This window comes from Mesobacillus maritimus (assembly GCF_023715205.1).
Taxonomy (GTDB): Bacteria; Bacillota; Bacilli; order Bacillales; family Cytobacillaceae; genus Mesobacillus_B; species Mesobacillus_B maritimus_C.
In genome coordinates this window covers 86,050-112,551 of record NZ_JAMBNR010000017.1, presented here as the reverse complement: position 1 = coordinate 112,551, position 26,502 = coordinate 86,050, and the positions used below count along the sequence as shown (strand labels likewise).

Below are 26,502 nucleotides of genomic sequence, written 5' to 3'. Positions count from 1 at the left end.
TCTCAACAGGGTCTAACCCACCATTAAGAGCCACGTAATATACTCACTGTTTGTAGTCTCTACATTATGGGGAAGGAAACTTATTTTCATTCCTGGGGTGAGAGCGAGAGATCATGATTGTTTTCTCATATAATATAGCTATTTTTCGAATAACCTAGCTTATTCAGTCGTATTTTTTGGTCAAAAGCAACAAAGTTGAGAAAAGAGCTTTCTAAAAAAAGCACCAACTATTGGAAAAATAAGATTGTTCATCGTGGTTCAAGCAACTAAACGCCATTTTATTTTTCCAACCAACCATCCCTAAATGTTCTTTTATTTTCCCAACAGGGAATAAAACACCCTATAGGTACCTGAACCTGAACGTGTATGACTTGAAAACGCCGGGCATAATAAACGGAATAATCAGATTGGGAAAATGAGTTGGCAAAATGAAATTTGTGCATTAAAATAAACAGGGTTTTATAAATATGTAATTGAGGATGAGTTATTTTGGAACAAGTATTGCAACAAGTTAAACGCAATAGAAAGAATCTTTTCGTTTTTGCCTTGCCATCATTGCTTGGAATCTTTTTGTTCATGATTCCGATTTCATATAAAGGAGAAATTACAATTCCGATTGCAATTCTTTCCGGATTTGTACAAGACCTCCTTGCTGATTTTCTGCCGCAAATTATGACGGCCATTATCGTTTTAACATTGGTTGGAACGATTTTTGTAAAACTAGTTAAACCTAAAAGCATCGATCGGAATTCGTTTTTACTGACACTATTCGATGTTCCTATCGTTTGGCTGATTGCACGAATTTTAGGAGCCATATTTGCGGTAATGGCTCTCTTTCAATGGGGCCCAGAAGCAGTTTGGTCAGAAAACACAGGAGGTATGCTGTTAAATGACCTTCTACCTGTTTTGTTCGCTGTGTTTTTATTTGCAGGTTTGTTTTTGCCATTATTATTGAATTTTGGATTGCTTGAACTTTTTGGAACCTTGCTAACAAAAGTAATGCGCCCAATTTTTAAACTGCCTGGTCGTTCTTCAGTTGACTGTATGGCATCATGGCTTGGCGATGGAACAATCGGTGTTCTCCTAACAAGTAAGCAGTACGAGGAAGGTTTTTATACAAAACGTGAAGCTGCCGTGATTGGGACTTCCTTCTCGGTTGTGTCGATTACCTTTAGCTTGGTTGTCATATCACAAGTTGGCTTAGGACATATGTTTGTCCCATTCTACCTAACCGTTACCGTTGCAGGTTTGGTCGCAGCCGTCATTGCGCCAAGAATTCCGCCGTTATCGCGCAAAGAAGACTCTTACTATAAAGAGCAGGCAGAGGCATATTCGGAAGACAAAATTCCTGCGGGACATAATTCCTTTTCGTGGGGACTGACTCAGGCCCTTGAAAGGGCTAGTAAAAGTCGCAGTGTTAAGGACTTTTTCACATCCGGGGTTAAAAACATCCTCGATATGTGGATGGGAGTTGCACCAATCGTTATGGCGCTAGGAACATTAGCCTTAATCGTTGCCGAATATACTCCATTCTTCCAATGGCTCGGAATGCCGTTTATTCCACTACTAGAATGGATGCAAGTCCCTGAAGCAAAGGCTGCATCTGAAACGCTGGTTGTCGGCTTTGCAGATATGTTCCTTCCATCTGTCATTGGAGCAGGGATTGAAAGTGAAATGACTCGCTTTATCGTTGCATCCGTTTCGGTCACTCAGTTGATATATATGTCTGAAGTTGGTGGACTGTTATTAGGATCCAAAATACCGGTTTCCTTTGGCGAATTGTTTATTATCTTCATCCAACGCACATTGATCACTCTTCCAATCGTCGTATTGGCAGCACATTTGATCTTTTAAACAAAGGGAGAGCACTCGATATACGAGTGCTCTCTCTTTTCTTACTGATCAGCAAGTCTTTGAATCTCGCCATTAATGGCAGCTGTGATTTCATCAATCACGCGGTAATCCATCGCTTCTTTATAAATTTCCTCTAACTCACCATGCAAGCTTTTTGCCTTCGCTAGTGAGGCAATCGCTTTGTTCATATTTTCTCGGTAGCGTTTCGAAACATCTTTAATTTCTGCTGCATATTTTTCATCTGTGCCTGGTGCGATAATGGTGCCATACATATCAATAATTTCATCACTCTCACGCTCTGGGAAATATTCATGAGGTGCTGTGCTATCAAAAATGGCAAACCCTAGTTCTCGAACAACAATCATATCCAAGCTATGTGGATCAAAGCCACAATGATAAATCTCGGTATCAAAGCCGCGACTCTCTGCTTCCGCGGCAATCTTTTTCAGCATGGTTGATTTTCCTGAACCAGGGCGACCTTTAATTAAGTACCGCTTTTCCAGTCCTTCTGTTAAATTTGGCACAAAATCAACTGCTCCTTTTGGGGTCGCCGCTCCTAAGTAACGATGTCTGACGTCTGCCTGCTTATCTACATGATGATCTTTAAACAGTTTTTCAATGATTTCCTCTGTCAAATTGTTCGCTTTGTCAAAGTCCATGTTTTCAATATAGATTTTTTCCCATTCATCATGTACGCGAAGTGCTTCCGCAAACGTATCATAAGCTTGATTAAACGCCGCCGTTTTATTCTCAGCAAGATAGGCAATTTCCGCTTTCTTTTCTTGTAATCTCGCAGAATCCCAGGCTACACCTAAATTGACATATTCCTCGACAGCCCCAGGTAGCTTTGGCTCAATGACATGTGGAGCCGTACCATCGACAATTCCGACACCAAGTGAACGAATGATAATGCCATCAATGGAGTCGTTATCAGAAGAGCAATGCAAATATTCAAGATCATATCCTTTTTCCTGCCATTCTTTCCCCAGCTTTTTCATTAAAAAGGACTTCCCTGTTCCAGGTCCTCCTTTTAAAATAAACAAACGTGAAAGCCCAGCTAAATTGGAATCATATAAACTATAAAAACCGCGGGCTGTATTCCCACCTGCGTAGTAATTTAGTACCTTTCCCATTGGACCGCTCCTTTCGGATTCGTTGCTAGCTGCAATGAGTTCTTCTTCCCTGCTATCTTATGCAGGAAAATCCGATTGGGTGAATGCCTACACTTATATTGCGACCTTTTATTTTAAAAGGTCCGCAAAATGCGCATGAACAACCTTCTGCAAATCAGCTGGGCTTAACTCGATTTGCAAACCAATTTTGCCCGCGCTCACCACCATTGTTTCTAAGCCTTCTGCTCTTTGATCAATGAACGTCGGATACAACTTTTTCATTCCAACAGGGGAACAGCCACCTCTGATGTAACCTGTATACTTTTGAATATCCTTTACAGGAAGCATCTCCACTTTTTTCTCGCCTGCTGCCTTTGCTGCCTTCTTTAAATCAAGTTCTGCTTCGACTTCAATGATGTACACATATACATCCTTCGACGTTCCTTGCGCAACCAGAGTTTTATAAACCTGTTCAGGTTGTTTCTTGATTTTCGCTGCAACAGACACTCCATCAATGTTTCCGTCCTTATTGTCGTAGGAATGAACACCATATTCGACTTTGTGCTGATCTAAGATGCGCATGGCATTTGTTTTACTACCGCTCATATTTTTTCCTCCACTATTTATTCTTGGTTTTATTTTATCGGTAAAAGAAGCTCTCGAGCAACAAAGGCATGATTTTTCCCATTTCGGGAAAAATACGCCTATTAAAGACAGTATTAGGAGGATTTGCACATGACAAGCAATGCAATGCCCCAATTTCCAGAACCTTATTGGCTACAAAGCGTCGATCTCCCCACCTTTCCGAAGCTAGAAGGTGACTTAGATGTAGAAGTAGCCGTTATTGGTGGTGGCATGACCGGAATTACGTCGGCTTATCTACTCGCAAAAGAAGGAAAGAAAGTGGCCCTTATTGAGGCTGGGCGTGTTTTAACTGGAACCACTGGACATACAACAGCAAAGGTGACCGCACAGCACGGTATCATTTATGACGAACTCATCAGCCACTTTGGAAAAGAGAAAACCCAAGCCTACTATCAGGCAAATAATGAGGCCTTACAATTTATTAAAAATCTAGTAAAAGAACAACAAATTGATTGTGATTTTTCCGAACAAGATGCTTATATTTATACCAATTCGGATCAAGAAATGCAGAAGCTTATCAGTGAATACGATGCATATGAAAAGCTTGGGATTAAGGACATTGGATACCTGAAGTCAATTGAGATTCCAGTTGAACATAAAGCAGCAATCGTCATGCGTAACCAAGCCCAATTTCATCCACTCAAATACTTAAAACACCTTGTCGAGGAATTCACGAAGATGGGCGGGCAAATCTACGAAAATACAACTGCCGTTGATATTGAGGAAGGTGACGAACCACGTATTACCACTAGGAGTGGTCATAAAGTGGGCTGTCAACATATGATTGTGAGTACACATTATCCTTTCTATGATGTGAAAGGTTTTTATTTTTCAAGAATGACGATTTCACGGTCTTATGCGTTAGCGGTTAAAACAGAAAAGGAGTTTCCTGGTGGAATGTACATCAACGCGGAGACCCCTTCACGCTCCTTACGTTATACAGACTGGAATGGTGAAAAAATTGTTATCTTTGGCGGACACGAACACCAGACAGGGAAAAATGTAAATGATAACACTTTTGAATATTATGAAGCCCTTGAAGCATTTGCTAACGAAACATTTGGCATTAAAGAAATACCGTACCGTTGGTCAGCTCAAGATCCTACAACTTTGGACAAAATCCCATTTGTCGGTCGGTACTCCCCAACCATCAGCAACATCTTTGTGGCAACGGGTTACAGAAAATGGGGGATGACCAACAGCACCAATGCTGCACGATTAATGACCGATTTGATTATCGGGAGAGAGAATCCATATGAGGGTGTATTCGATCCAAACCGGTTCAACGCAGACCCTGATGTAAAAAAATTCCTATCCATCAATGCATCCGTTGCAAAAGAACTGATCAAAGGAAAACTGGAGCAACCGTCCACTCAGCCTGAAACCCTTAAAAAGAACGAAGGCGCCCCAATTATGTTAAACGGTCAGCGCGCAGGGGCTTATCGCGATGAAAATGGACAACTTCATATTGTCGATACGACCTGCACACATATGGGTTGTGAACTTAAATGGAATAACGGCGAAAGATCCTGGGATTGCCCATGCCATGGCTCTCGCTTCTCTTATAAAGGTGAAGTGTTAGATGGACCTGCCGAGATTCCACTGAAGCGGTTATCTGAGGAAGCGTAAAAACTAGTAAAAAGCTCTATGTTGCCCATATCGCTATCCGATACAGGGGTAGTGCGGTTGGCCGCATAGGGCTTTTTTATTGTTTTTGCTTGTTCTGGACGCGGTTGTGGCTTGGAGAGAGGTTCTCTCGGTTACCGTTTCCTACTTTCCTTAGCCTGTTCGGGCACCGAGGCCGTCTCTCAATTACCGTTTGCTGCTTTTCTTAGCCTGCTCGGGCATCGAGGCCACCTCTCGATTACCATTGGATGCTTTCCTTAACCTGTTTGGGCATCGAAACCGTCTCTCGGTTACCGTTTGCTGCTTCCCTTGGACTGTTCGGGCATCGAGACCGTCTCTCGATTACCGTTTGCTGCTTTTCTTAGCCTGCTCAGGCATCGAGGCCGCCTCTCGATTACCGTTTGCTGCTTTCCTTAACCTGTTCGGGCATCGAAACCGTCTCTCAGTTACCGTTTGCTGCTTTCCTTGGACTGTTCGGGTATCGAGACCGTCTCTCGATTACCGTTTGCTGCTTTCCTTGGACTGTTCGGGTATCGAGACCGTCTCTCGATTACCGTTTGCTGCTTTTCTTAGCCTGTTTGGGCATCGAAACCGTCTCTCGGTTACCGTTTGCTGCTTTTCTTAACCTGTTCGGGCATCGAGGCGTCTCTCGATTACCGTTGGATGCTTTCCTTAACCTGTTTGGGCATCGAAACCGTCTCTCAGTTACCGTTTGCTGCTTTCCTTGGACTGTTCGGGTATCGAGACCGTCTCTCGATTACCGTTTGCTGCTTTCCTTAACCTGTTCGGGTATCGAGACCGTCTCTCGATTACCGTTTGCTGCTTTTCTTGGACTGTTCGGGCATCGAGACCGTCTCTCGATTACCGTTTGCTGCTTTTCTTAGCCTGTTTGGGCACCGAGGCCACCTCTCAATTACCGTTTGATGCTTTCCTTGGACTGTTCGGGCATCGAGACCGTCTCTCGATTACCGTTGGATGCTTTTCTTGGACTGTTTGGGCACCGAGGCCACCTCTCAATTACCGTTTGATGCTTTTCTTAACCTGTTCAGGCACTTAGCCCATCCTCCACCTCTTCCAACCTTCCGCATTGAAAAAGCTCGCTGTCTAATGACAACGAGCCCCTCCTATTTATTCCCCTAATAACGACTTATGAATCCAAATTGCCGCCTGCGAGCCATCGCCCATGGCAATCGTAACTTGTTCCGAATGGGCGACTACATCCCCTGCTGCCCAAACATGCTCGACGTTCGTTCGCTTTGTTCGCGGATCCACAAGAATATGTTTATTATTATGAAGCTCGACCCCTAGTTGCTGAGCAAGTTGCGATTTCACTTCATTGCCTCCAAACGCCACAAACCCCCGTTCAGCAGTTATCTGTTTACCGTCCTCGAGCACAACTCCATGAAAATCAGCCTCTTTCGCAAGGACTTTTGAAATTGGTTTCTTTATGTACTGAATGTTTTTTTCAGCCATCTCCGCTAACAGTTTTTCGTCAACTGTAGCTTGTTCATGATTAATAAAAACAATGTCTTTTGTCCAATAGTAAAGCGTCAATGCCATATTCGCCCCAGGGTTACCCGCCCCCATGACAATCGTTTTTCTGTTTGCTACTTCATATCCATCACAGTCAGGACATACATAAACACTAAGTCCTAAGCATGGCTGTAACTCCGCAAAAGGAGGAATTCGATCAACAATGCCTGTCGAGAGCAACAATCGCTTCGTTTGATAACTTTTACCATTATCCGTTTCAATCGTAAAGCCTGCTTCGCCTTTGTCCACTTTAATCGCGCGGTCGGCCGCAAAGACTACCCCGAGGCGAGTTGCATGCTCGCGTCCAATACGACGTAACTCTGGACCACTTACTCCATCAGGATATCCCAAGATATTATGATAGCTTTGACAAATGGTAGACCGTCCTTCATTTGCATCAATCACAAGAACTTTATGTTGATACCGCCCTAGCTGAATCGCCCCCTGTAAACCAGCAATTCCTCCACCAATAATGATGCAGTCATACAGCAAAAACGCTCAACCTCCTAGTCAAACTCATTTTAGTGTTCCTTTAGGATTTGCTTTTGCCTCCAAGTTTATTTAATAAAAAAACTGCGCCCCATAATTGGAGCGCAGCATCGCTTATTTCTTTTTGCCGTTATTTGTTTTCAATTCTACTTCATATTCGAAGTCAACTGAATTCCTTTGATCTGCAGGTGCAGCGTAAGAAGTGATCATATAGTTGTTTCCATCTTTAAACAACTGACGCAATTGCAACGCATCCTCTTCTGTTACATTGAAAGGATCAACATGAATCACTTTGTAATTTGTTTTTGCACCTTTTTTATTGCCAACTTCTTTTTCATTGATGAACGTTACTGTGTATTCAACATACTCACCAAGAACTTCATTTAATGAGGAAAATGCCTCAATAGAACTTCCATCATTACTGAATCCTATCTCAGGAATTTCAATGTTATCGATGAACCAACCAGTGTCATTGTAACCCCAGTCTGTTAAGTATCGGAAAGAAATAAGCACTTTTTGACCAGCATACTGGCTCAAATCGAATGTTTCATTCTGCCATTCCTTCACATTCCCAGTGAATCCTGGTACATTTTCTTTAATCTTCGGATAGCCTTCATCCACTACATCGGAGCGAGTATTTTCATTTTCCAAGCTTGTCCAGGTTTGGCCATTATCTGTTGAAACTTGTACGACACCGAAGTCCCACTGCTCTTCAATATCAAGATAATGATCAAAATTAAGAGTAGCTGTATCAACACTACTTAAATCCGCTTCAAAAATTAAATGATTGTCCGCTTCATCGCCTTCATTACCCCAAAGTACTTGGTTTTCCTCATTTTCTGGGTCTGCAACAGTTTTCCACTGCGTTCCTAAGAAATCCACGCCGTCAAAGTTAATACCGCGAATCTTTTCTTTAAAGTCTAATTCCTTAAAGTCACCGCCCCATGCTGGAACGCCTTCTTTTTCAAAAGTCACTGCCTTTTCATAATCGACGGTTTTGCCGCGCTTTGTTCCTTCAGCATCAACAGGTAGTGAACGTAAATCAACACTATCAATATTATAAACTCCGCCACCTACACGATTACTATCGATTGCAAGTGCTGTAATAAAGTTTTGATAGACTTCAGTAAAAGTCATATCAATATTATGCTGTTCAAATGTTTGTTCAATACTTTCAATGCTATTCGCTTTATTTAAAGCAAGATCACGTATAAATTCTTGTCCATACTTATCATTTAGGTAAGTTGTAAAAAGTTGAACCTGTCCATAATCAGCAATCGTTTCTGGTCCAGTTTCTGCGCCAACGTGGTCATCCCATAGAGTTAGAGAGTTTTCTGGATGGTCTAAATAAAAATTAATTGAACTAGAATCAAGGCCGTATCCACCTAGATACTCAGAAAACGTCGACATCCCTTCATTAATCCAAGTCTCTTCATCGCCATCATTATCCGCATGGATCAAATGCTGAAGCTCATGAATCGTTGTCCCGAAGAAAGTGCTTTCAAGACGAGTTTCCCAACTATTTGTATCAATTGTAATGATATTACGGTCCATATAGTTTTCTAGTGTTTGCCAGAAAAATCCCGCAACAAAAAAAGGATAGTTTGGATCATTGTAATTGTCATCCTGTATATTATCTACGAGCATAATAACTTTGTCACTACCTTCATAGTAACCTTCTGGTAATCCTACCATCCCTGGAAGTGGGGAATGAGATCCATCAAGTTGGTCAGGTGTACCAAAGAACTCAGTCGCTTTGGGATAGATATTGCTATCAAATTCATCACGAAGCTTGTCCACTTGTTCTTGAGTTACAACATGAGCTGGTCTTGGGTCTCCTTCAGGAAATGAAAGATCATTTGCAACCCAAATTTCAACGTTCTCACCAACACTACGTAAAGTAAACCTTTTAAAGGCTAGATTGCGGTCTAAGAAAAGTTTAGTTTCACCGACATTTGTAATGCTTGCGCCAGATGTACTAGAGCTATTTTCTTCAGCCTCATCAAACTGTATCTCCCCAGCCTGCTCCTTAATCTTCGCTTCCGCTTTTTTCAAGAACTCCTCATCATTCGCTAAAGTGTTTAATTGACCATCGACGTCAATGCGATCGCCGTAACGCTCAACATCCCATTTTGGTGTTGTTGCTGCCTCAGCTGTGTTCCCTGGAACAACAGCAGGAGCTAATAAAGATAGAGCGAGTGCTCCAGTAGTCAGCACAGAAAATAACTTCTTCTTCATTGGTGTTCTCCTTTCGAACCTCGAAATATTTAGTGGATAAATCGTAACATATAAAATATTCAGAAAACAGGGACGTTATGACTATATTTCCCTGGCGTCTTTCTACAAAATATCTAGAGATTTTCCATATAAAACTAAGCTGAAAGTCATGTGTTACAGCTATTATTGCAATAACTTTCAAAAAATTCCTTGTTTTTCTAGTCGTATGTACCCAAAAATCAACAAATTTATTTTTTGAAAAAAAATACTCGACAAAATTCATCTCCATTTTTACAAACTGATACATATTCCCTAGTTGTGGTAAACTATTTTTATCAAATCATAGGAGTTGGAAAAAGCATGAGAGAAGAAATGGTGGAAAGATTTATTTCCTATGTAAAAGTAGACACTCAATCCGATGAGACCAGTGAAACCTGTCCATCGACACCTGGGCAGTTGGTTTTAGCAAACCAATTAGTTGAAGAATTGAAATCCATTGGCATGGAAGATGTGACCATTGACGAAAATGGTTATGTAATGGCGACATTGCCAGTAAACACAACCAAAGATGTACCAACAATTGGCTTTTTAGCCCACGTGGATACGGCGACTGACTTTACAGGTAAAAACGTCAATCCACAAATTGTTGAAAACTACGATGGCAACGATATCGTTTTAAACGAAGACCAACAAATCATCCTATCAACGAAGGAATTTCCTGAATTACCGCAATACAAAGGCCATACCTTGATCACAACGGATGGAACAACCCTCCTTGGTGCGGATAATAAGGCGGGAGTTGCTGAAATTATGACGGCAATGAACTATCTGATTCAGCACCCTGAAATCAAACATGGAAAGATTCGCGTAGCTTTTACTCCTGATGAAGAAATCGGTCGCGGTCCACACCGTTTTGATGTCAAAGCCTTTGATGCTACATATGCTTATACAATGGATGGTGGACCACTTGGTGAGCTCGAATATGAAAGCTTTAACGCAGCTGCAGCGAAAATCACCATTAAAGGGAAGAATGTCCACCCTGGAACCGCAAAAGGGAAAATGGTCAACTCAGCTAAAATTGCTATGGAATTAAACGAACAGCTCCCTGCTAAGGATGCACCTGAGCATACAGAAGGTTACGAAGGCTTCTATCATCTCATTTCGATTAGTGGAGACGTTGAGGAAACAAAATTAGCGTATATTATCCGTGACCATGACCGTGAGAAATTTGAGGACCGCAAAGCAACGATGGCTTCCATTGTTGACGACCTTCAGAAGAAGTACGGACAAGACAAGATTACCCTTGAAATGAACGACCAGTATTACAACATGAGAGATAAAATCGAACCAGTGAAACACATTGTCGATCTTGCTTACCAAGCGATGGAAAACCTAGGCATCAAGCCGATTGTTAAACCGATTCGTGGTGGTACAGATGGTTCCCAACTTAGCTATATGGGACTGCCAACCCCGAATGTCTTTACCGGTGGCGAAAACTATCATGGCCGCTACGAATATATTTCCGTTGATAATATGGAAAAAGCGGTGAACGTCATTCTTGAGATTGCAAAGCTATATGAAGAAAAAGCATAAATAATAAAATAAGCTGACTCTTAATGTTTAAGAGTCAGCTCTATTTTGAAAAAATTATAAAATTTTTACACTTAGGGTGTTTCCCAGCTCCCAGTCATACGCCGCTGAGCAGGGCGCCTTACGCTTTTCTTAGAAATATATGAAGAAAATTAAAGCCGCAATGACAATTCGGTAGATGGCAAAAGGGATCAACTTAATTTTATTAATTAACTTTAAGAAGAAGCGAATCGAAACAATCGCAAACACAAATGCTGTAATAAAGCCAGCGATAAAGAACGGCAAGGCCTCAACCGAAAAGTACTGCCAGTTTTTCACAAGCGACAAAAGACTTGCCCCCGCCATGATCGGAACGGCCATAATAAACGTAAAATCAGAAGCAGCTCGGTGACTCATGCCCAGCAACACACCGCCGGAAATCGTTGCCCCGGAGCGTGAAAACCCTGGCCAGAGTGAAAAGCATTGAATAAGTCCAACCGTAAATGCCTGCTTATAACTAATTTGGTCGACACTTTCCACAGATGGAGTCTTCTTGCGAAAGACATCGGCAATAATCATGAAAATGGCTCCAACTACCAAACCAATTAACACGGTTGACAAGGAGAATAAATGCTCATCAATAAAATCTTCAAAAAGAACACCTAAAACACCAGCAGGGATAAGTCCGACGATCACAGTCGTTAACTTTAAGCGCCCCTCAGTTCTCTCTGTTTTCTTTCCATCTAGCCCTAACATTTCTACAAAACGCTTTCTAAAAATAATCACTACTGCCAAAATTGATCCTAATTGGATCACAACCTTAAAGGTATTGGCTGCATATTTCCCAAGAAATTCATTCGACTGCAGCCACATATCATCCACAATGATCATATGACCTGTTGAAGATACAGGAGCGAATTCGGTCAGCCCCTCAACCATCCCAAGAATGATGGCTTTTAAAATATCCAAAAACTCAATCATGAAACGTACCTACCTCATTATGCTAGTTTTAATAGGACAAACTCTACTGAACATTCTCCAAAGCGATGGTCACTTTAAATAAATCCCCATCAACAGAAATGTCCATCTGCCCTTGGTGAAGGTCAATAATCGATTTGGCAATGGCTAGTCCAAGACCAGAACCCTCTGTATTCCGCGACTCATCGCCTCGCTTGAATCGCTCGTACAACTCATCAATATTCTCATTTAGTTCATATTTTGTCACGTTTTTAAAGGTAAGAACAGCTTGGTTTTCTACCAACTTTAAGGTGATATAAACTCTTGTATGTTCTAAAGAATATTTTAGGATATTGCCAATCAGATTATCAAATACTCTCCATAGCTTTTGCCCATCTACCAAAGCATAGACTGCTTTTTCCGGTGTGGCAATACGTAATTGCAATCCAGCCTCTTCAATTGCTTCATTATGCTCAGCTAACGCCTGCTGTAATAATTGGACAAGATCAATTCTTTCTTTTACAAGTTCAACATTTCCGCTCGCCATTTTTGAAGCCTCAAACAAGTCATCAATCAACACTTTTAATCGCTTTGATTTACGGTCAATGATTTCAATATACGCCTTACGATCGGCCTCGCCCAAATCTGGTGTCTTTAGAAGTTCACTATAAGTAATAATCGACGTCAGCGGAGTCCTGAGGTCGTGGCTGACATTTGTAATCAATTCTGTTTTGAGCCGCTCACTTTTTGCTTGTTCATTCTTTGATTGTTTGACACCGTGCTTTAAAATATTAATGTTTCCTGCAAGCTTCGCTAGTACCGATTTCCCTTTAACAGGTAGATCCGGTCCCATCCTTCCTGCTGCCAATTCATCAGTGTTTTGAACAATTTTATTAAAATAACCTGTATACCTGAGCAAAATGATAAGCGCGAATACACCTGCAATAAATAGGAATCCATAGACTAGCAAAAAGATTGGTTCAACCACCACTAGTACAGTAAAGGCTCCTAAGAAAAAGACCACCATCAATAATAAGATCATTTGCGTTCCGATGCTTCGGTTTAAAAAAGCATCCTTTAACATTCGATAGATTCGATAAAGCCAGCTTCGTTTCCATTCTTGTTTAAAATTCTCCATTTGTTGCGTATCCTGAAGAGAAACCGGGAGCAGTTTCCATATACTTCTCCCTTGTAGAAACAAGGCTAGCATGAAGAAGCTTGCCATCAATAAAGCTACAATCGAATCAACCATATCATGAAAACCAAAGTATAATAATGAGTCATTGAGTAGAAAGAAACAAAGAATCGTAATTATTCCTGTGCCACCTAATAATACAACTTTTACATCGATTGGAATATAACGGTAAAACCTTTCCCACTTCGCATCCCAATCTTCTGAGAACCTTGCCCATTTTCTCAAGAACCAACCTAGGATAATGGCAAGCACACTGCTCCCAGCAAAAAGATTAAATCTTAGTTGCCGTTCTTGAAATTCTTCAGCCCATCTCTTAATCGGACTGCTAGCAGGTTGTGCTTTAGGAACAGCGATCACACCCTCCAACATTCTTTCTTTTGTCAATTCAGACATGATTTCATTGTATTCCACATTCATGTATTGACCAGTAAAATAGCCAGTCTCTCTGCTCGGATAATATTGAACGAAGGCCATTTCCTTTTCACTTACCATCTCTTCAATGGGTTGCTGTTTATCAACTTCTAAATTGGTAAAAACCTTGCCACTCTGGGTATCTTTCAAATAATAAATAAATGATTCCTGATATTGAAGAAAACTAGATCGATATTGTTCTCTGTTCTCAAAATAAGCATCAACTTGTTCTTCTTTCTCTTTGACAATTTTCTCTCGAACATGGTCATCATTTTTAAAATTCTCGGTAATATCGGCAATCTTCGCATCCCGTTCAGCTTTGTAAACCTCGACTGCCTTTTCATTATCAGCTGCAATCGCCTCTTCAATCTGATACTTATATTGGTTCTCAATACTCGCAATCTGGCTTGCCAAGTCTCCGTACCGTGTACGATGTTCTTCAATCTCTTCCTTTGTGACAGTAATGGCCTTTTTTGCGTCTGCCTTTGTTCGATCATTCAATTCAAATAACGTTAGAGTATCAAGAAAATAATCATACTCTCCGCGAAATTCTTCCGTTTTATAAAAGGACTTGAAATATTCTCCACCTGTTGTCAAAACGGTAAAAACCCCACATAGCCCATACGTAAGTAAAATAAACACAATCGCCAGTTTAACAAAACTACTTTTCGATTTTATAGCCAATTCCCCACACCACTTTCAAATACCTTGGATTTTTTGGATCAATTTCAATTTTTTCACGGATTTTACGGATATGAACGGCTACCGTATTTTCAGCGTTGAAACCTGGTTCTTTCCAAACCCTTTCATAAATTTCATGAATCGAAAATACTCGGCCGGCATTCTTCATTAACAGCTCAACAATTCGATACTCAATTGGTGTTAATTTAATTGCTTCCCCATTAACCGTCACAACCTTTGCATCTGGGTCGATTGTTAACCCATTCAGGTTAATGACCTTTCCGCTTCCTTCAAATGTCCCTAGCGTCACGTATCTTCGTAGCTGTGACTTCACCCGAGCAATCAATTCAAGGGGATTGAAAGGCTTGGTTACGTAATCATCGGCACCAACCTGAAGCCCAAGGATTTTATCGGTATCCTCACTTTTAGCACTCAGCATAATGATTGGGATATTTTTGTCTTCTCTTATTTTAAATGCTGTTGAAATGCCATCCATCCTTGGCATCATAATATCGAGAACCATCAAGTGAATGGTTTGTTCATTTAAAATCTCAAGCGCTTCAATTCCGTCTTTTGCTTTCAGGACGGTAATCCCTTCATTTTTTAAATAGATCTCGATTGCATCGCGAATTTCCTTATCATCATCCACTACAAGCACTTTATACTTTTCCAATTTTCATTCCCCCGCCGTCTCTTTGCATGTCCTTAGTATAAACAGGATTTCTTAACGAAAGCTGTTCCTTTTTCTTAAGACTTTCTTAAGATTACCATCCTCTCTATTCTGAGGCTTCATGGAAACTTTGGACAAAGGAGTGATACTTTGTCCAAAGTCTTAATACAATAGGTTATACATTATAAAGTAAAGGAATTGGGTGCATATGGGGTTATTGATTATTTTAATTTTGGTGTTATTTTTGCCCTTTACCGTGTCAAAGGTTGAGCAGAACTTGGAGGTTTTTCTGTTTGTCATGGGACTTGCAGCTGCCTTCATTAGTGGCATTCTCGATGCTAGTTTGATGTATAAAGCACTGATCGATCCCATTAAAATTACGATTGCTGTTATCATCGCTGGTTTGCTGACAAAATGGTTGCATTCCCAATTGGAGAGGTCAATTTTAGCATTAAGCCGGGCTTTATCTCCTCGGCTATTTGCTGGGTTAACCGTGATTTTTTTAGGGTTGGTCTCCAGCTTTATCACAGCCATTATTGCAGCCATTATCCTCGTCATCATCAGCAATGTGTTGCCACTTAATCGTGAATCTCGCGTTCGTTTTACCATTTTAGCTTGTTTTTCTATTGGACTTGGAGCAGCTCTTACTCCAATTGGCGAGCCATTATCAACGATTACGGTCAGTAAGTTAGATGAAAATTTCTTTTACTTGCTAAATTTAATTGGACCTGAAGTGATATTTGCCATTTTGATGTTTGGTTTTTTAACCATGCTGTTTGTCAATCCGCGGAAAAATTTAAAAGGACAGGATACCGATCAAAAGCCGGAAACCTATCCACACATCTTCATTCGTGGTTTTAAAATTTATTTGTTTGTCATGGGGCTCACTTTCCTTGGCAGTGGGTTTGAACCTTTTATCACCCGCTATATTCTAGATTTGCATCCAGCACTTTTATATTGGATCAATATGCTTTCAGCAGTTTTGGATAACGCTACACTGGCTGCCGCAGAAATTAGTCCTGCGATGAACACAGAAACCATTCAAGCGATTCTTTTAGGATTGTTAATAAGTGGGGGAATGCTTGTCCCTGGAAACATCCCCAATATTATTGCCGCAGGAAAATTAGACATTACCAGTAAAGAATGGGCACAGTTTGCCTTACCTGTTGGTTTAAACACGATGGCTTTATATTTCCTTTGGCTGTTTGTATTCTAGGATTCCGTCCTGATCCATCATGAAAAAGGTCCTTTTTAGGGCCTTTTTTTGCTTCAAATGGGTGCGTGGACCCTTGATGTTAACGCATTCATCTAAAATTGTTATCACTCTCATCTGAATCTTAGATTGATTTAGATTAAAAATAATTTTAAAATTTAGCATATTGAAAACAGTATTTCTAACAAACCTTTAAATATAATTTATTCTTACAAGGGAGGAACCCACATGGCAATAATGACAAACCAAGCCTCTACGCTTGAACGACAAGCAGCTCAAGAATACGTAAACAAAGTATATGAGGCTGTCGTGAAACGAAATCCAAACGAAGCTGAATTCCACCAAGCTGCCAAGGAAATTTTCGACTCTCTTGTTCCGATCTTTGCGAAATATCCTAAATATATTGAACACAATATTTTAGAGCGCATTGCCGAACCAGAAAGAATGATTACTTTCCGTGTTCCTTGGGTCGATGATAACGGTAAGGTCCAAGTAAACCGTGGCTTCCGCGTTCAATTCAATAGCGCAATTGGTCCATATAAAGGTGGATTACGTTTCCATCCGTCTGTCAATACAAGCATCATCAAATTCCTTGGCTTTGAACAAATCTTCAAAAACTCCTTAACCGGTCTACCAATTGGCGGCGGAAAAGGTGGTTCTGACTTCGATCCGAAAGGAAAATCAGATGGTGAAGTCATGCGATTCACTCAAAGCTTTATGACAGAGTTGTATCGCCATATTGGACCAGATGTCGATGTTCCAGCAGGCGATATCGGTGTAGGTGCTAGAGAGATTGGCTATTTATTTGGTCAATACAAGAAAATCCGTGGGGCTTACGAAGCCGGCGTTCTTACTGGTAAAGCTCCTATCTACGGTGGCAGCCCAACACGTCCTGAAGCTACTGGATACGGTACGGTTTACTTTGTTGAAGAAATGCTTGCAGATAAAGGATTAAGCTTTAAAGACAGCACAGTGGTCGTTTCTGGATCTGGAAATGTATCCATCTATGCAATCGAAAAGGCGTACCAACTTGGAGCTAAAGTAGTCGCATGTAGCGATTCAAACGGATATGTATATGATCGCAATGGCATCAACCTTGATACAGTAAAACGTTTAAAAGAAGTAGAAAGAAAACGTATTAGCGATTATGTTCTTGAACATCCTGAAGCTGAATATTACGAAGGTTGCACAGGCATTTGGAAGATTCCTTGTGATATTGCTTTACCTTGTGCAACACAAAATGAAATTGACGAAGCTTCCGCCCAAACTCTAATTGAAAATGGAGTAAAAGCGATTGGTGAAGGTGCAAATATGCCATCAACACTAGAAGCGATTGATCTCTTCCTAGAAAACCGAGTTCTATTTGGGCCTGCAAAGGCAGCTAATGCCGGTGGTGTAGCCGTATCTGCTCTTGAAATGAGCCAGAACAGCATGAGAATGTCCTGGACATTTGATGAAGTAGATGCCAAGCTACAAGACATTATGAAGAACATTTATCGCAACAGCATAAAAGCAGCTGAAGAGTTTGGTCACCCTGACAATCTAGTCATTGGTGCCAATATTGCTGGATTTACAAAAGTTGCCGATGCAATGATCGCTCAAGGCGTGATTTAAATAGTTAAAAGGTGGATTCACTACGAATCCACCTTTCTTCATGTTAAAATCTATGATCGTTTTTTCAAAAATAACACCTTTAAATAGTCTCCCTCTGGAAACTTATTCGTCGTATTAAAATCCTCTGGCAAAGAAAACTCCTCTAAAATTTGATAATCGATTCCACTCTCTTTAAAGGATGTTTTTACAAAACCTTTGAACTTGTTCATATCAAAATTACTTGCATTTGTAGAGGCAACGATGACCCCATTATCCTCGGTGATGGCAATAGCTTCTTTTAAAAGGTTTTTATAATCTTTTTCAGCACTGAATACAAATTTTTTGGACCTCGCAAAGCTCGGGGGATCAAGAATAACCAAATCAAACTTGATTTCTTTCTTCACCGCATATTTAAAATACTTGAACACATCCATAACAAGAATATCCTGCTTTTCAACATCAATCCCATTGATCTCGAACTGCTCTTGTGTTTTCGGGAGGCTCCGGTTCGCTAAATCTACACTCGTTGTTTTAGACGCTCCTCCAAGCGCTGCAGCGACCGAAAAGGCACCAGTATAGGAAAATGTATTAAGCACCGTCTTCCCTTGAGCATAGCGCTCTCGAATCGTTTTCCTCACGTCTCTTTGATCAAGAAAAACCCCTACCATGGCACTTTCATTTAAGTAAACCGCAAAATTCATCCCATTTTCCTTTACAATTAGCGGAGATGATGCACGTTCACCAGTAACAAAATCATCATCTTCAATATATTGGCCTTTCGTATCAAACCGTTTTTTCTGATAAATCCCTTTAAACTCAACGATCTCTTTTAAAGAATCGATGATCACTTCTTTAAATGTATAAATGCCCTGACTGTACCAATGAATTAAATAATAGCCATCAAAGTATTCAATGGTAACCCCACCTACACCATCTCCTTCACCGTTAAAAACACGAAAAGCAGTCGTGTCAGGGGCATCAAACAAAGCCTTCCTTCGTTGAATCGCTTTGCTCAATTTCTTTATAAAAAAATTGCGGTCAAACTGCTCCTGTTCGTCTCTCGTTAAGACCCAACCAAAGCCCTTATTTTGCTTTCCGTAATACCCTTTAGCGAGAAATTGTTTCTTCTCATTTACCAGTCGTACAATCGTACCTTCCTCACTAACCTCATTTAAATTCAAAATGGCATCCTTAAAGATAAGTGGATAACCACTGTTAAACTTATTTGCATACTTTTGTTTTACGATTAAGTTCTTTCCCATCAAATTCGTCCAATCTGTTTAAAATCTTGTATGCCTCATTATAACGTTCTGAAACAGTAATTTCCATTTAGCTCAAACAAGCCGACTCGCTCAATACTTAGAGTTAGAGAAATCGCTGAGGTAAAACCTTCCTACTTCCGCTTATTCCAAGTCGAAAAGACCACCTCAAACAGGTGGCCTTCAAGATATTATTGATTCATTTTCGCTAAGAACCCTCCGATTAGATCATCAAAACTCTCTTCTTCAGGTTCAGGTTCTTCTTTTGCTGCCGCTCCTTCTTGACTCGCCTGTTCCCAGTCAAAATCCATTAAATCATCTTCAAATGTGTCCACTGTACTTTCAGTTTCCTCTTGGATAGGGGAGGAGTCAATCGTTGGCTCTTCTTGAAGATATAAGGCTTCATCAATATCTAACGAATTACTGTTTAATGTCGCTAAAATGGCAGACGCGCGCACCGGATCGGTAAGCAAATGATAAACAATGGTCCCGAGCATTGCTTCGGAATGCGAATGCTTAAGCCAATTACGTTGTTCTTTGCTCAACTGTTTTGGAAGCGGAATGGTGATTGTTTCTTTCTCTTTTGCAAGCGTATTGCTGACCCCTTCAATGGCAAATTCAGCTATTTTACTAGAAAAATTGCGTTTCTCTGTCTCTTTTAGCTTTTGAAATTGCCTTAAGATATGATCAGGGGTGTCAGAAGGAAGGCGAAATGTAATTGCCTGCCCCCTCTGGATGCGAGACGTTCCCTTTTTATCCATGAAATCACCTTATTTTACTTACTTGTTTGCATTTTGCTTTACAGGCTCTTTAGGTGCTTTCTGTGTTTTCTCTGTTTTACGAACAAAATCAGAGATTAGCTTGTAATAAGCATTCGCCATCATCCAGATGCTTTCTTTTTCATCCTCAAAAAACTCAATATTATAGCCATCCAAATTATTGTTCAATGTCTTGAGATATTCTTTTAAGACCATTGAACCTCCACCAACAAAATAGCAAATCTCAGTTTGTGAGTTTTTCTGCCAAACGTTGCGTAAATGACGATATTGTTTCTTCGCTAAATCAACTAAGATGCGGTCCGTAATGTCATGAACACTTGTGCGACTACCTCTTACCATGATGTGGTTACGATTATTCTTACGAGTAATGATTTCAACTACATCACGACGGCTATCTAGTTCAACTCCATGCTTAGAACGGATTTCTTCTCTAATTGATTCTAACGCTTCTGATACACCAAGATTAAATCCCTGTGCTTTATCATCATCTACACTGCGACTTTTGATTACAGCAATATCTGTTGATAGTCCACCGATATCCTGAATCAAGATATTTTTATCAATTAAGTCACGGTTAATAATGTTTAAATTATTGTCCATTACAAGATTAATATAGGCAGCAAAGCCTTCTGGGTAAACTTTCACTTGGTCAAAGCGAATATTTACTTTTAAACCCTGATACTTAGGAGTGACTAGGAACTCCACTTGGTGTACAGAACCTAGTAACTGTGAACGGTACCCTACATCTTTCCCTTCTTTCACTTCACGTAAAGGAAGTCCTGTTCCTAGTGTGTAGTTCGCATCAATGACATTATTATTTCTTTTAAAAATAGAAGAGTTTTCTTCACGAACTGCATCTAATGCAAGGGTAGCAAAAAGCATAACTAGCGTTTGATCTTCTTCAGATTTACTGCTTCCTGGATCTAACTCGCTAGCATTAGCACTCTTAGTTGCTAAATCCCCAACACGATAAATCGCATTATTCTCTTGCAGGGCAGGGGAGTGAACACGAATATGAATTCCATCAATCGGATTTTTTTCATTTAAGTCTTCAATCCCAATAACAGGACGATCTTCAGTATCTCTAGCAATCACATTCGGTATGTAAAGCTCATAATCCATTTTTCCAAACAAGGCTTTTACGGAATCATTTCCTACGTCTACTGCACAAACTCTACTATTACTCATAACATCCATCCTCTCAAAAAATATCTTTCTATTATTTACAGATTATAGCATGACCAACAAATGGTCAATCCTACTTTTGATGTATTCAATTTTGTATACAATAGATACATTTACGTATACATGTTTACAATTGTGTACACATGCCTATAAATCAACATGTATACAAGTTTGTTTACTTGTACACTAGGTTGTATACATTTTGTTTACTTTTTGTATACATGTAAACACTATCGTAAACACGTAAACATTATTGTATACATCTCGTAGCGGGCGGGTTTTTTGCATTCCTCTCCATATATTCACCTAATTCAAAAAAATTCAAAACCCTATAACTCTCACAAAGGCTCCCATCTTTTTCAAGTCTTTGGTATGATGTCAATATTAGTCGAATTTTAAAAAGGAGTATTTCATGAACGATCAGCAACCATTAGGGAAACTTCAACAAGCGGAAAGTGAGGTACATGGTGCAGCCCAGGAAACAGCTGCTACTATAACACAGCAGCCACGTGGGTTTGTACTATTTACAGATAAATGGAGTATTCGTTTAACTCTAGCTATACTTCTTCTTTTGGGCTTAAGCTCTATCGGCATTTTTTCTTATTCCAAAATCTTTGTTGGTAGTACTTTTCAATCAGAGTCATTCAGCATGGTTGAAAGCATTCAAAACTTAGCTACTTTAACCAGTGCGGAAGCCTATGTCACCACAGTCTTAAAAGAAGAGGATAATAAACTCTTTAATCAAGATCTTAACGTGAATTTCCCAGGAACAAGACGAACACTTCTGCTTATTGTTCCTGCCAAAGTTCTAGCTGGAGTCGATCTAAAAGAGATTACTTCAAAAGATATTAAAACCAATGAAGATAAAAAAGAAATATCCATCGTTCTTCCCCATGCACAGTTATTGCAAGAACCATCCATTCACATGGATAAAGTTCAAACCTACTCTGAAGAAGGTTTATTTCGACAAGAAGTCGATTGGAGCGAAGGCTTTGACTTAGCGGCAAAAGCCAAAAGCCAAATAGAACAGGAAGCCATCGAGCTAGGGTTACTCATAAAGGCAGAAGAAAGTGCTGAGCAAATTCTTCAATCCTTCTTCCACCAATTAGGCTACAGCTCTACAATTACTTTTGAATAATAAGGTAAGGGCTGTTCAATCAAACTCCCTAAAAACATTTCTACAAAGAAAAAGACGAGCCCCCCTCCCCTCTTCACAGCGGAGTGACTCGTCTTTTTCTATCTTGTATAATCCAATAAAGCTGATTCATCTATTACTAACAATTGTTTATTGCCGACTAATGAGATAAGCCCCAAATCCTCAAACTTGCTTAGCTTTCTGCTAATGGTTTCCCTCGTTACCCCAACATAACTAGCAATTTCCTCCCTAGTAATAGGCAGATGAATGAGAATCCCCTCACCCTTTTTGGTCCCAAATTTTTGACAAAACTCAATAATCATCTGCGCAATTCGGACCTCAGGATCTTTTGTTGCTAAATTTTGTGCTAAGTTTTCCGCATGGGCCAATCGGAGAGTCACTTCTTTTAGTAATTTGATTGCAATATCAGGATGCACTGCCATGACAGCATCAATATCTTTTTTCGTTATTTGACAGATTTCAGTTTCTTCAATGGCATAGGCCGTAAAATTTGTCGGCTGCTCAGCATTAAATAGGTTTAGTTCGCCAAAAAAATCACCACATGAAATAATATCTAGGATTTGCTCTTTCCCATTTACTGTATATTTCGACCTTTTTACTTGACCTTTATTGATGATAAATAACTTATCTGATTTCTCCCCTTCATGAATCAGCGCTTCCCCTTTTTTATAGTTTTTATGGGTAATCATTTTGGTGATTTTTAAAATCTCTCCATCTGATAACGAGCCAAAAATCGGTACCTTTTTGGCACATGGACCATGGTCATAATGAGTGCAACGAGTACAGCTGTGCTCTATCATATTCATCACCTTTATTCGTTTCAGTCTATTATCTAAACTTATAAGTAAACTATAGCATCCACATAGAAGCCATGGTGTGACTTAAATCACCCTCCTGTACCAGGCTACTCTCCGCTTCATAGCAAAACTTCTATTCTTCTTTTCTATTTTCATAAAACAGTACTCTATTTACAGCTTTTCCTCCTTTATTTTCACTTTCCCTACATCTATTTATCTTTTTCCTTGTTCTATTTTCATTTCTAATTTCTATTTTCATAAAACGGTACTCTATTTTCAGCTTTTCCTCTTTTATTTTCACTTTCCCTGCATCTATTTATCTTTTTCCTTGTTCTATTTTCATTTCTCATTTCTATTTTCATAAAACAGTACTCTATTTTCAGCTTTTCCTCTTTTATTTTCACTTTCCCTACATCTATTTATCTTTTTCCTTGTTCTATTTTCATTTCTCATTTCTATTTTCATAAAACAGTACTCTATTTACAGCTTTTCCTCCTTTATTTTCACTTTCCCTACATCTATTTATCTTTTTCCTTGTTCTATTTTCATTTCTCATTTCTATTTTCATAAAACGGTACTCTATTTTCAGCTTTTCCTCTTTTATTTTCACTTTCCCTGCATCTATTTACCTTTTTCCCTGTTCTATTTTCATTTCTAATTTCTATTTTCATAAAACAACGCTCTATTTTCACTTTTACTCTTTTTATTTACCTTCTCCCTACTTCTATTTACTTTTTCTATGCCCCCCCCACCAAAAAAGCGACTAGACTCCATAGGAATCTAGCCGCCTCTCTCTATTTAATTACTCTTTAATTTCTTCAAAATGGTCGGTATCTTCTCCGCACATTGGGCACACCCAGTCTTCTGGTAGGTCTTCAAATGCAGTACCTGGTTCGACGTCTTCGTCTGGGTCCCCAATTGCTGGATCATAAATATAGCCACAAGGTTTACAAATATATTTTTTCATGTCATTTTCCTCCTATTTTCCATTTAGAGCGAAACAGTTAGTCGCTCTGTTACTTCCGTCAGCAATGCTGCGATTGAAATCTGGCTAAAGTCGATTCCCATTAGTGAAACCTGGCTTTCAATGACATTTTTGTAAGGAAGGGATTCTGCTACCCCTTCATGGGCGATTACACCAACCAGTTTATTCTCCTTGATAAATACTCTTGTATACGGATGTTCATCAGACTCCTCCGTAATCGTTGCATCACATTGACTTTCATCTACCATTCCAATCGAGAATAACTCAAGGTTAAAAGCATTTAAAACGGTAATTGGCGTCGCTTTTTGGTAGTCTACTGGAGTCTGTGATGCCATATTATGTCCAGCAACCTTCCCTTGGTCCATTGCTCTTCCCCACAAGCCTTCTACCACCCCATTTAACTCCGTCACGTCTCCTGCGGCATAGATTCCTTGAACACTAGTTTCCATACGTTCATTGACAATAATGCCTCGATTTGTTTGAATGTCAGACCCACTCACAAGCTCTAATTCTGGAATCACCCCAATGGAATAGATGACACTATCACATGGAATACTTTCTCCTCCAGCTATCACAGCTGAAACCTGATCGGCACCTTCTACCTTTTCTATCCCTGTATTTACATAAACTCGAACCCCTGCCGCTTCCACCTTCTGTTGGAGAAGTTTGCTTGTTCGTTCATCCAGCTGTCTCGCCATGAGTCTCGGAGCAGCTTCAATAATCGAAACCTTTTTGCCCGCTTTATGCAGTGACCATGCCGTTTCTATACCTTGTATCCCACCGCCAACATTGACAACATTCTCTTTGTTTACAATAAACGCCTTGAAATCTTCTGCTTCCTGCCTCTCTCTAATCGTATAGACTCCTGGTAAGTCCACACCCTCGATTGGCAGCTTCCGGTTCTTCGCGCCTGTGCAAATGAGTAGCTTATCATATTCAACGGTTGCTCCATCGGCGGTCACAATCATTGAACTATTGGGTTCTATTCTAGTAATCTTTTTATTTACAATCTCAATAGAGTTCTTTTCGTACCATTTTTCCTTCTTTAGTAGTACCTTAGAACTTGTCAAATCTGAGAATAACTCTTTTGAGAGCTTGATTCGGTTATAAGGCAATGCCGGTTCTGAACCAAATAGAATGATTTTACCATCTTGATCTTGATCACGAATTGCCTTGGCAGCATTTACAGCCGCTACCCCAGAGCCAATCACACAATAAGTTTGTGGCATTGTTTTTCTCCCCTTTCTTAAACCGCACTTAGCAATAAATCTGCTACAAAGGTTGCTGAATGCTCAATCTTCGTTAACTGCTCATCTTTTGGTGAAAAGCGTACACGAACAGGGAATTCCACATGTGTCATTCCAGTCGTTTTAATGACCTGGGAAGTGCTTTGAACATTCATACTCGTTTGGTTTAAGTAATCTTGAATAACCTCGATTGCCTCGCCACTCCAGCCATAAGATCCAAATGCAGCCCCAATTTTTCCTTCTAAGTTCATATCAAGCATGGCTTTTAAAATATCTTCAATATTTCCAATCATATCCGCATATTTTGTTGAGCTTCCTACAAAGACTGCATCGGCCTCTTGAATGCTTGCGAGAATCTCAGCATGGTCTGCTTTGTCCGCATTAAATACAGATGCTTGAATATCATTTTCTTCAAAAATGCGCTGCAAATGGTTTGCGACTTTCTTTGTATTGCTCCGAATTGTTGTATAAACAATGGTTACTTTTTTATCTGTAACGGTATCCGCACTCATTGTTGCATACAAACCAATATATTTTTGAATCTCGTTTCGTAAAATATAACCATGTGACGGAGCAATCATTTGGACATCTAGCGTTTCTAAAGCGTCAATCAAAGCACGTACATATCTGCGGTGTGGATGAATGATTGCGTTATAATAGCCGATAAAATCTTCGGTAATGTCAAACCCAGCTTCGTCGGCGAAGATTTGATTATTTGCTACATGAGTACTGAAAATATCACAAGGGAATAAAATCTTATCTTCTACGCAATACGTAATCATTGTTTCTTCGGTGTGAAGATAAGGTGTCTCCCTAAATAACAATGTTTTGCCACCAATATCAAGCGTGTCGCCATCATGTACAACAAGGAAATCACGTGAATGAAGCTTGTACATCTCCTTCAATTCCTTAACTGCTGGCTCGGTGCAGACAATTGTGGCATTGGTTGCACGCCCAGCAAGCGCCGCCATCCCACCAGAATGATCTGGCTCTGTATGGTTTATCACGATATATTGAAGCTCTTCTGGATCAATCATTTCACTTAAATATTCCACGAACTCACGACCAAACTCCATATCCACTGTATCAATTAAAGTTGGCTTTTCAGTCTTTAATAAATATGCATTATAGGTTGTTCCTCTCGCTAAAATCAAGCGGTGAAACGGTACCTCACGGTTATCATTTTTCCCTATATAATAAACATTCTCTGCAAGTATTACGCTTTGCATCATCTCGATCAACCTCCGTGAATGAAATCAATATTTTCTATCTGAGACCATCCTATAACACCTAAAAAATGAAAATAAGGATTTGAATCACATAAACAAA

The 26,502-nt window shown here is 39.9% G+C and carries 21 protein-coding genes; 6 read left to right on the top strand and 15 right to left on the bottom strand.

The features are described from left to right. The first annotated feature begins 576 nt into the window (after positions 1-576). On the top strand, positions 577-1,854 hold the full coding sequence (locus tag M3182_RS21170; RefSeq protein WP_432806728.1) for a YjiH family protein: 1,278 nt from the start codon (positions 577-579) through the stop codon (positions 1,852-1,854). 41 nt (positions 1,855-1,895) lie between these two features. Here M3182_RS21170 and M3182_RS21165 read toward each other — a convergent pair whose 3' ends face one another. Together M3182_RS21165 and ybaK are read right to left on the bottom strand one after the other, a co-directional pair. Then, on the bottom strand, positions 1,896-2,987 hold the full coding sequence (locus M3182_RS21165; RefSeq protein ID WP_251428118.1) for a PRK06851 family protein: 1,092 nt from the start codon (positions 2,985-2,987) through the stop codon (positions 1,896-1,898). A 108-nt stretch (positions 2,988-3,095) separates the two neighbouring features. Then, complete coding sequence (ybaK, locus tag M3182_RS21160; protein ID WP_251559902.1) at positions 3,096-3,572, bottom strand: Cys-tRNA(Pro) deacylase; 477 nt, start codon at positions 3,570-3,572, stop codon at positions 3,096-3,098. Between the two features lie 129 nt (positions 3,573-3,701). Between ybaK and M3182_RS21155 the strand changes: the two genes are divergently transcribed. Further along, positions 3,702-5,240 carry an FAD-dependent oxidoreductase gene (locus M3182_RS21155; RefSeq protein ID WP_251428125.1) on the top strand — a complete coding sequence of 513 codons (1,539 nt, stop codon included), beginning with the start codon at positions 3,702-3,704 and terminating at the stop codon, positions 5,238-5,240. Between the two features lie 1,125 nt (positions 5,241-6,365). Here the strand turns inward: M3182_RS21155 and M3182_RS21150 are convergent. Both M3182_RS21150 and M3182_RS21145 read right to left on the bottom strand, forming a co-directional pair. Next, the gene (locus tag M3182_RS21150) at positions 6,366-7,262 is read right to left on the bottom strand and encodes an NAD(P)/FAD-dependent oxidoreductase (protein WP_251428128.1); all 897 of its coding nucleotides are present in this window, start codon (positions 7,260-7,262) and stop codon (positions 6,366-6,368) included. 111 nt (positions 7,263-7,373) lie between these two features. Further along, positions 7,374-9,497 carry a choice-of-anchor J domain-containing protein gene (locus M3182_RS21145; protein WP_251559900.1) on the bottom strand — a complete coding sequence of 708 codons (2,124 nt, stop codon included), beginning with the start codon at positions 9,495-9,497 and terminating at the stop codon, positions 7,374-7,376. Between the two features lie 339 nt (positions 9,498-9,836). On the opposite strand from M3182_RS21145, the gene pepT reads away from it, so the two are divergent. Continuing rightward, entirely contained in the window at positions 9,837-11,069 is a 1,233-nt protein-coding gene (gene pepT, locus M3182_RS21140) for a peptidase T (protein WP_251559898.1), read from the top strand. A gap of 129 nt (positions 11,070-11,198) precedes the next feature. Here the strand turns inward: pepT and M3182_RS21135 are convergent, their stop codons facing one another. From M3182_RS21135 to M3182_RS21125, 3 genes are read right to left on the bottom strand one after another with little or no spacing between them, the layout of a single operon-like run. Beyond that, positions 11,199-12,023, bottom strand: a complete 825-nt coding sequence (locus tag M3182_RS21135) for an undecaprenyl-diphosphate phosphatase (protein ID WP_349775472.1) — start codon at positions 12,021-12,023, stop codon at positions 11,199-11,201. Between the two features lie 46 nt (positions 12,024-12,069). Further along, a complete protein-coding gene (locus tag M3182_RS21130) occupies positions 12,070-14,292 on the bottom strand; it encodes a sensor histidine kinase (RefSeq protein ID WP_251428141.1) in 2,223 nt (740 codons plus the stop codon). Further along, entirely contained in the window at positions 14,270-14,962 is a 693-nt protein-coding gene (locus M3182_RS21125; protein WP_251428144.1) for a response regulator transcription factor, read from the bottom strand. The genes M3182_RS21130 and M3182_RS21125 overlap by 23 nt, the downstream gene beginning before the upstream one ends. Before the next feature lie 205 nt (positions 14,963-15,167). Here M3182_RS21125 and M3182_RS21120 point away from each other — a divergent pair, with 205 nt between their 5' ends. Together M3182_RS21120 and gdhA are read left to right on the top strand one after the other, a co-directional pair. Continuing rightward, entirely contained in the window at positions 15,168-16,175 is a 1,008-nt protein-coding gene (locus tag M3182_RS21120) for a DUF1646 family protein (protein ID WP_285869082.1), read from the top strand. Positions 16,176-16,409: 234 nt separating this feature from the next. Continuing rightward, the gene (gene gdhA / locus M3182_RS21115) at positions 16,410-17,786 is read left to right on the top strand and encodes an NADP-specific glutamate dehydrogenase (RefSeq protein ID WP_251428478.1); all 1,377 of its coding nucleotides are present in this window, start codon (positions 16,410-16,412) and stop codon (positions 17,784-17,786) included. Positions 17,787-17,836: 50 nt separating this feature from the next. Here the strand turns inward: gdhA and M3182_RS21110 are convergent, their stop codons facing one another. The 3 genes from M3182_RS21110 to M3182_RS21100 all read right to left on the bottom strand — a co-directional run bounded on the left by M3182_RS21110 (position 17,837) and on the right by M3182_RS21100 (position 20,991). Beyond that, entirely contained in the window at positions 17,837-19,027 is a 1,191-nt protein-coding gene (locus M3182_RS21110; RefSeq protein ID WP_251559894.1) for a class I SAM-dependent rRNA methyltransferase, read from the bottom strand. 188 nt (positions 19,028-19,215) lie between these two features. After that, a complete protein-coding gene (locus M3182_RS21105) occupies positions 19,216-19,785 on the bottom strand; it encodes a hypothetical protein (RefSeq protein ID WP_251428153.1) in 570 nt (189 codons plus the stop codon). Positions 19,786-19,803: 18 nt separating this feature from the next. Then, the gene (locus M3182_RS21100; protein WP_251428157.1) at positions 19,804-20,991 is read right to left on the bottom strand and encodes a ParM/StbA family protein; all 1,188 of its coding nucleotides are present in this window, start codon (positions 20,989-20,991) and stop codon (positions 19,804-19,806) included. Between the two features lie 409 nt (positions 20,992-21,400). On the opposite strand from M3182_RS21100, the gene M3182_RS21095 reads away from it, so the two are divergent. After that, positions 21,401-22,126: a DUF4230 domain-containing protein gene (locus M3182_RS21095; protein ID WP_251559893.1), complete on the top strand. Its 726-nt coding sequence runs from the start codon at positions 21,401-21,403 to the stop codon at positions 22,124-22,126. A gap of 98 nt (positions 22,127-22,224) precedes the next feature. On the opposite strand, the gene M3182_RS21090 is transcribed toward M3182_RS21095, so the two are convergent. From M3182_RS21090 to M3182_RS21070, 5 genes are all read right to left on the bottom strand, one after another. Continuing rightward, positions 22,225-22,944, bottom strand: a complete 720-nt coding sequence (locus M3182_RS21090) for a Crp/Fnr family transcriptional regulator (protein WP_251428163.1) — start codon at positions 22,942-22,944, stop codon at positions 22,225-22,227. A 130-nt stretch (positions 22,945-23,074) separates the two neighbouring features. Beyond that, on the bottom strand, positions 23,075-23,242 hold the full coding sequence (locus M3182_RS21085; RefSeq protein ID WP_251559891.1) for a hypothetical protein: 168 nt from the start codon (positions 23,240-23,242) through the stop codon (positions 23,075-23,077). A gap of 501 nt (positions 23,243-23,743) precedes the next feature. After that, positions 23,744-23,908, bottom strand: coding sequence for a rubredoxin (gene rd, locus M3182_RS21080; RefSeq protein WP_251559890.1), 165 nt, complete (start codon positions 23,906-23,908; stop codon positions 23,744-23,746). A 23-nt stretch (positions 23,909-23,931) separates the two neighbouring features. Further along, on the bottom strand, positions 23,932-25,155 hold the full coding sequence (locus tag M3182_RS21075) for an NAD(P)/FAD-dependent oxidoreductase (protein WP_251559888.1): 1,224 nt from the start codon (positions 25,153-25,155) through the stop codon (positions 23,932-23,934). Positions 25,156-25,172: 17 nt separating this feature from the next. Then, positions 25,173-26,405 carry an FprA family A-type flavoprotein gene (locus tag M3182_RS21070; protein WP_251559886.1) on the bottom strand — a complete coding sequence of 411 codons (1,233 nt, stop codon included), beginning with the start codon at positions 26,403-26,405 and terminating at the stop codon, positions 25,173-25,175. Positions 26,406-26,502 lie beyond the last annotated feature (97 nt).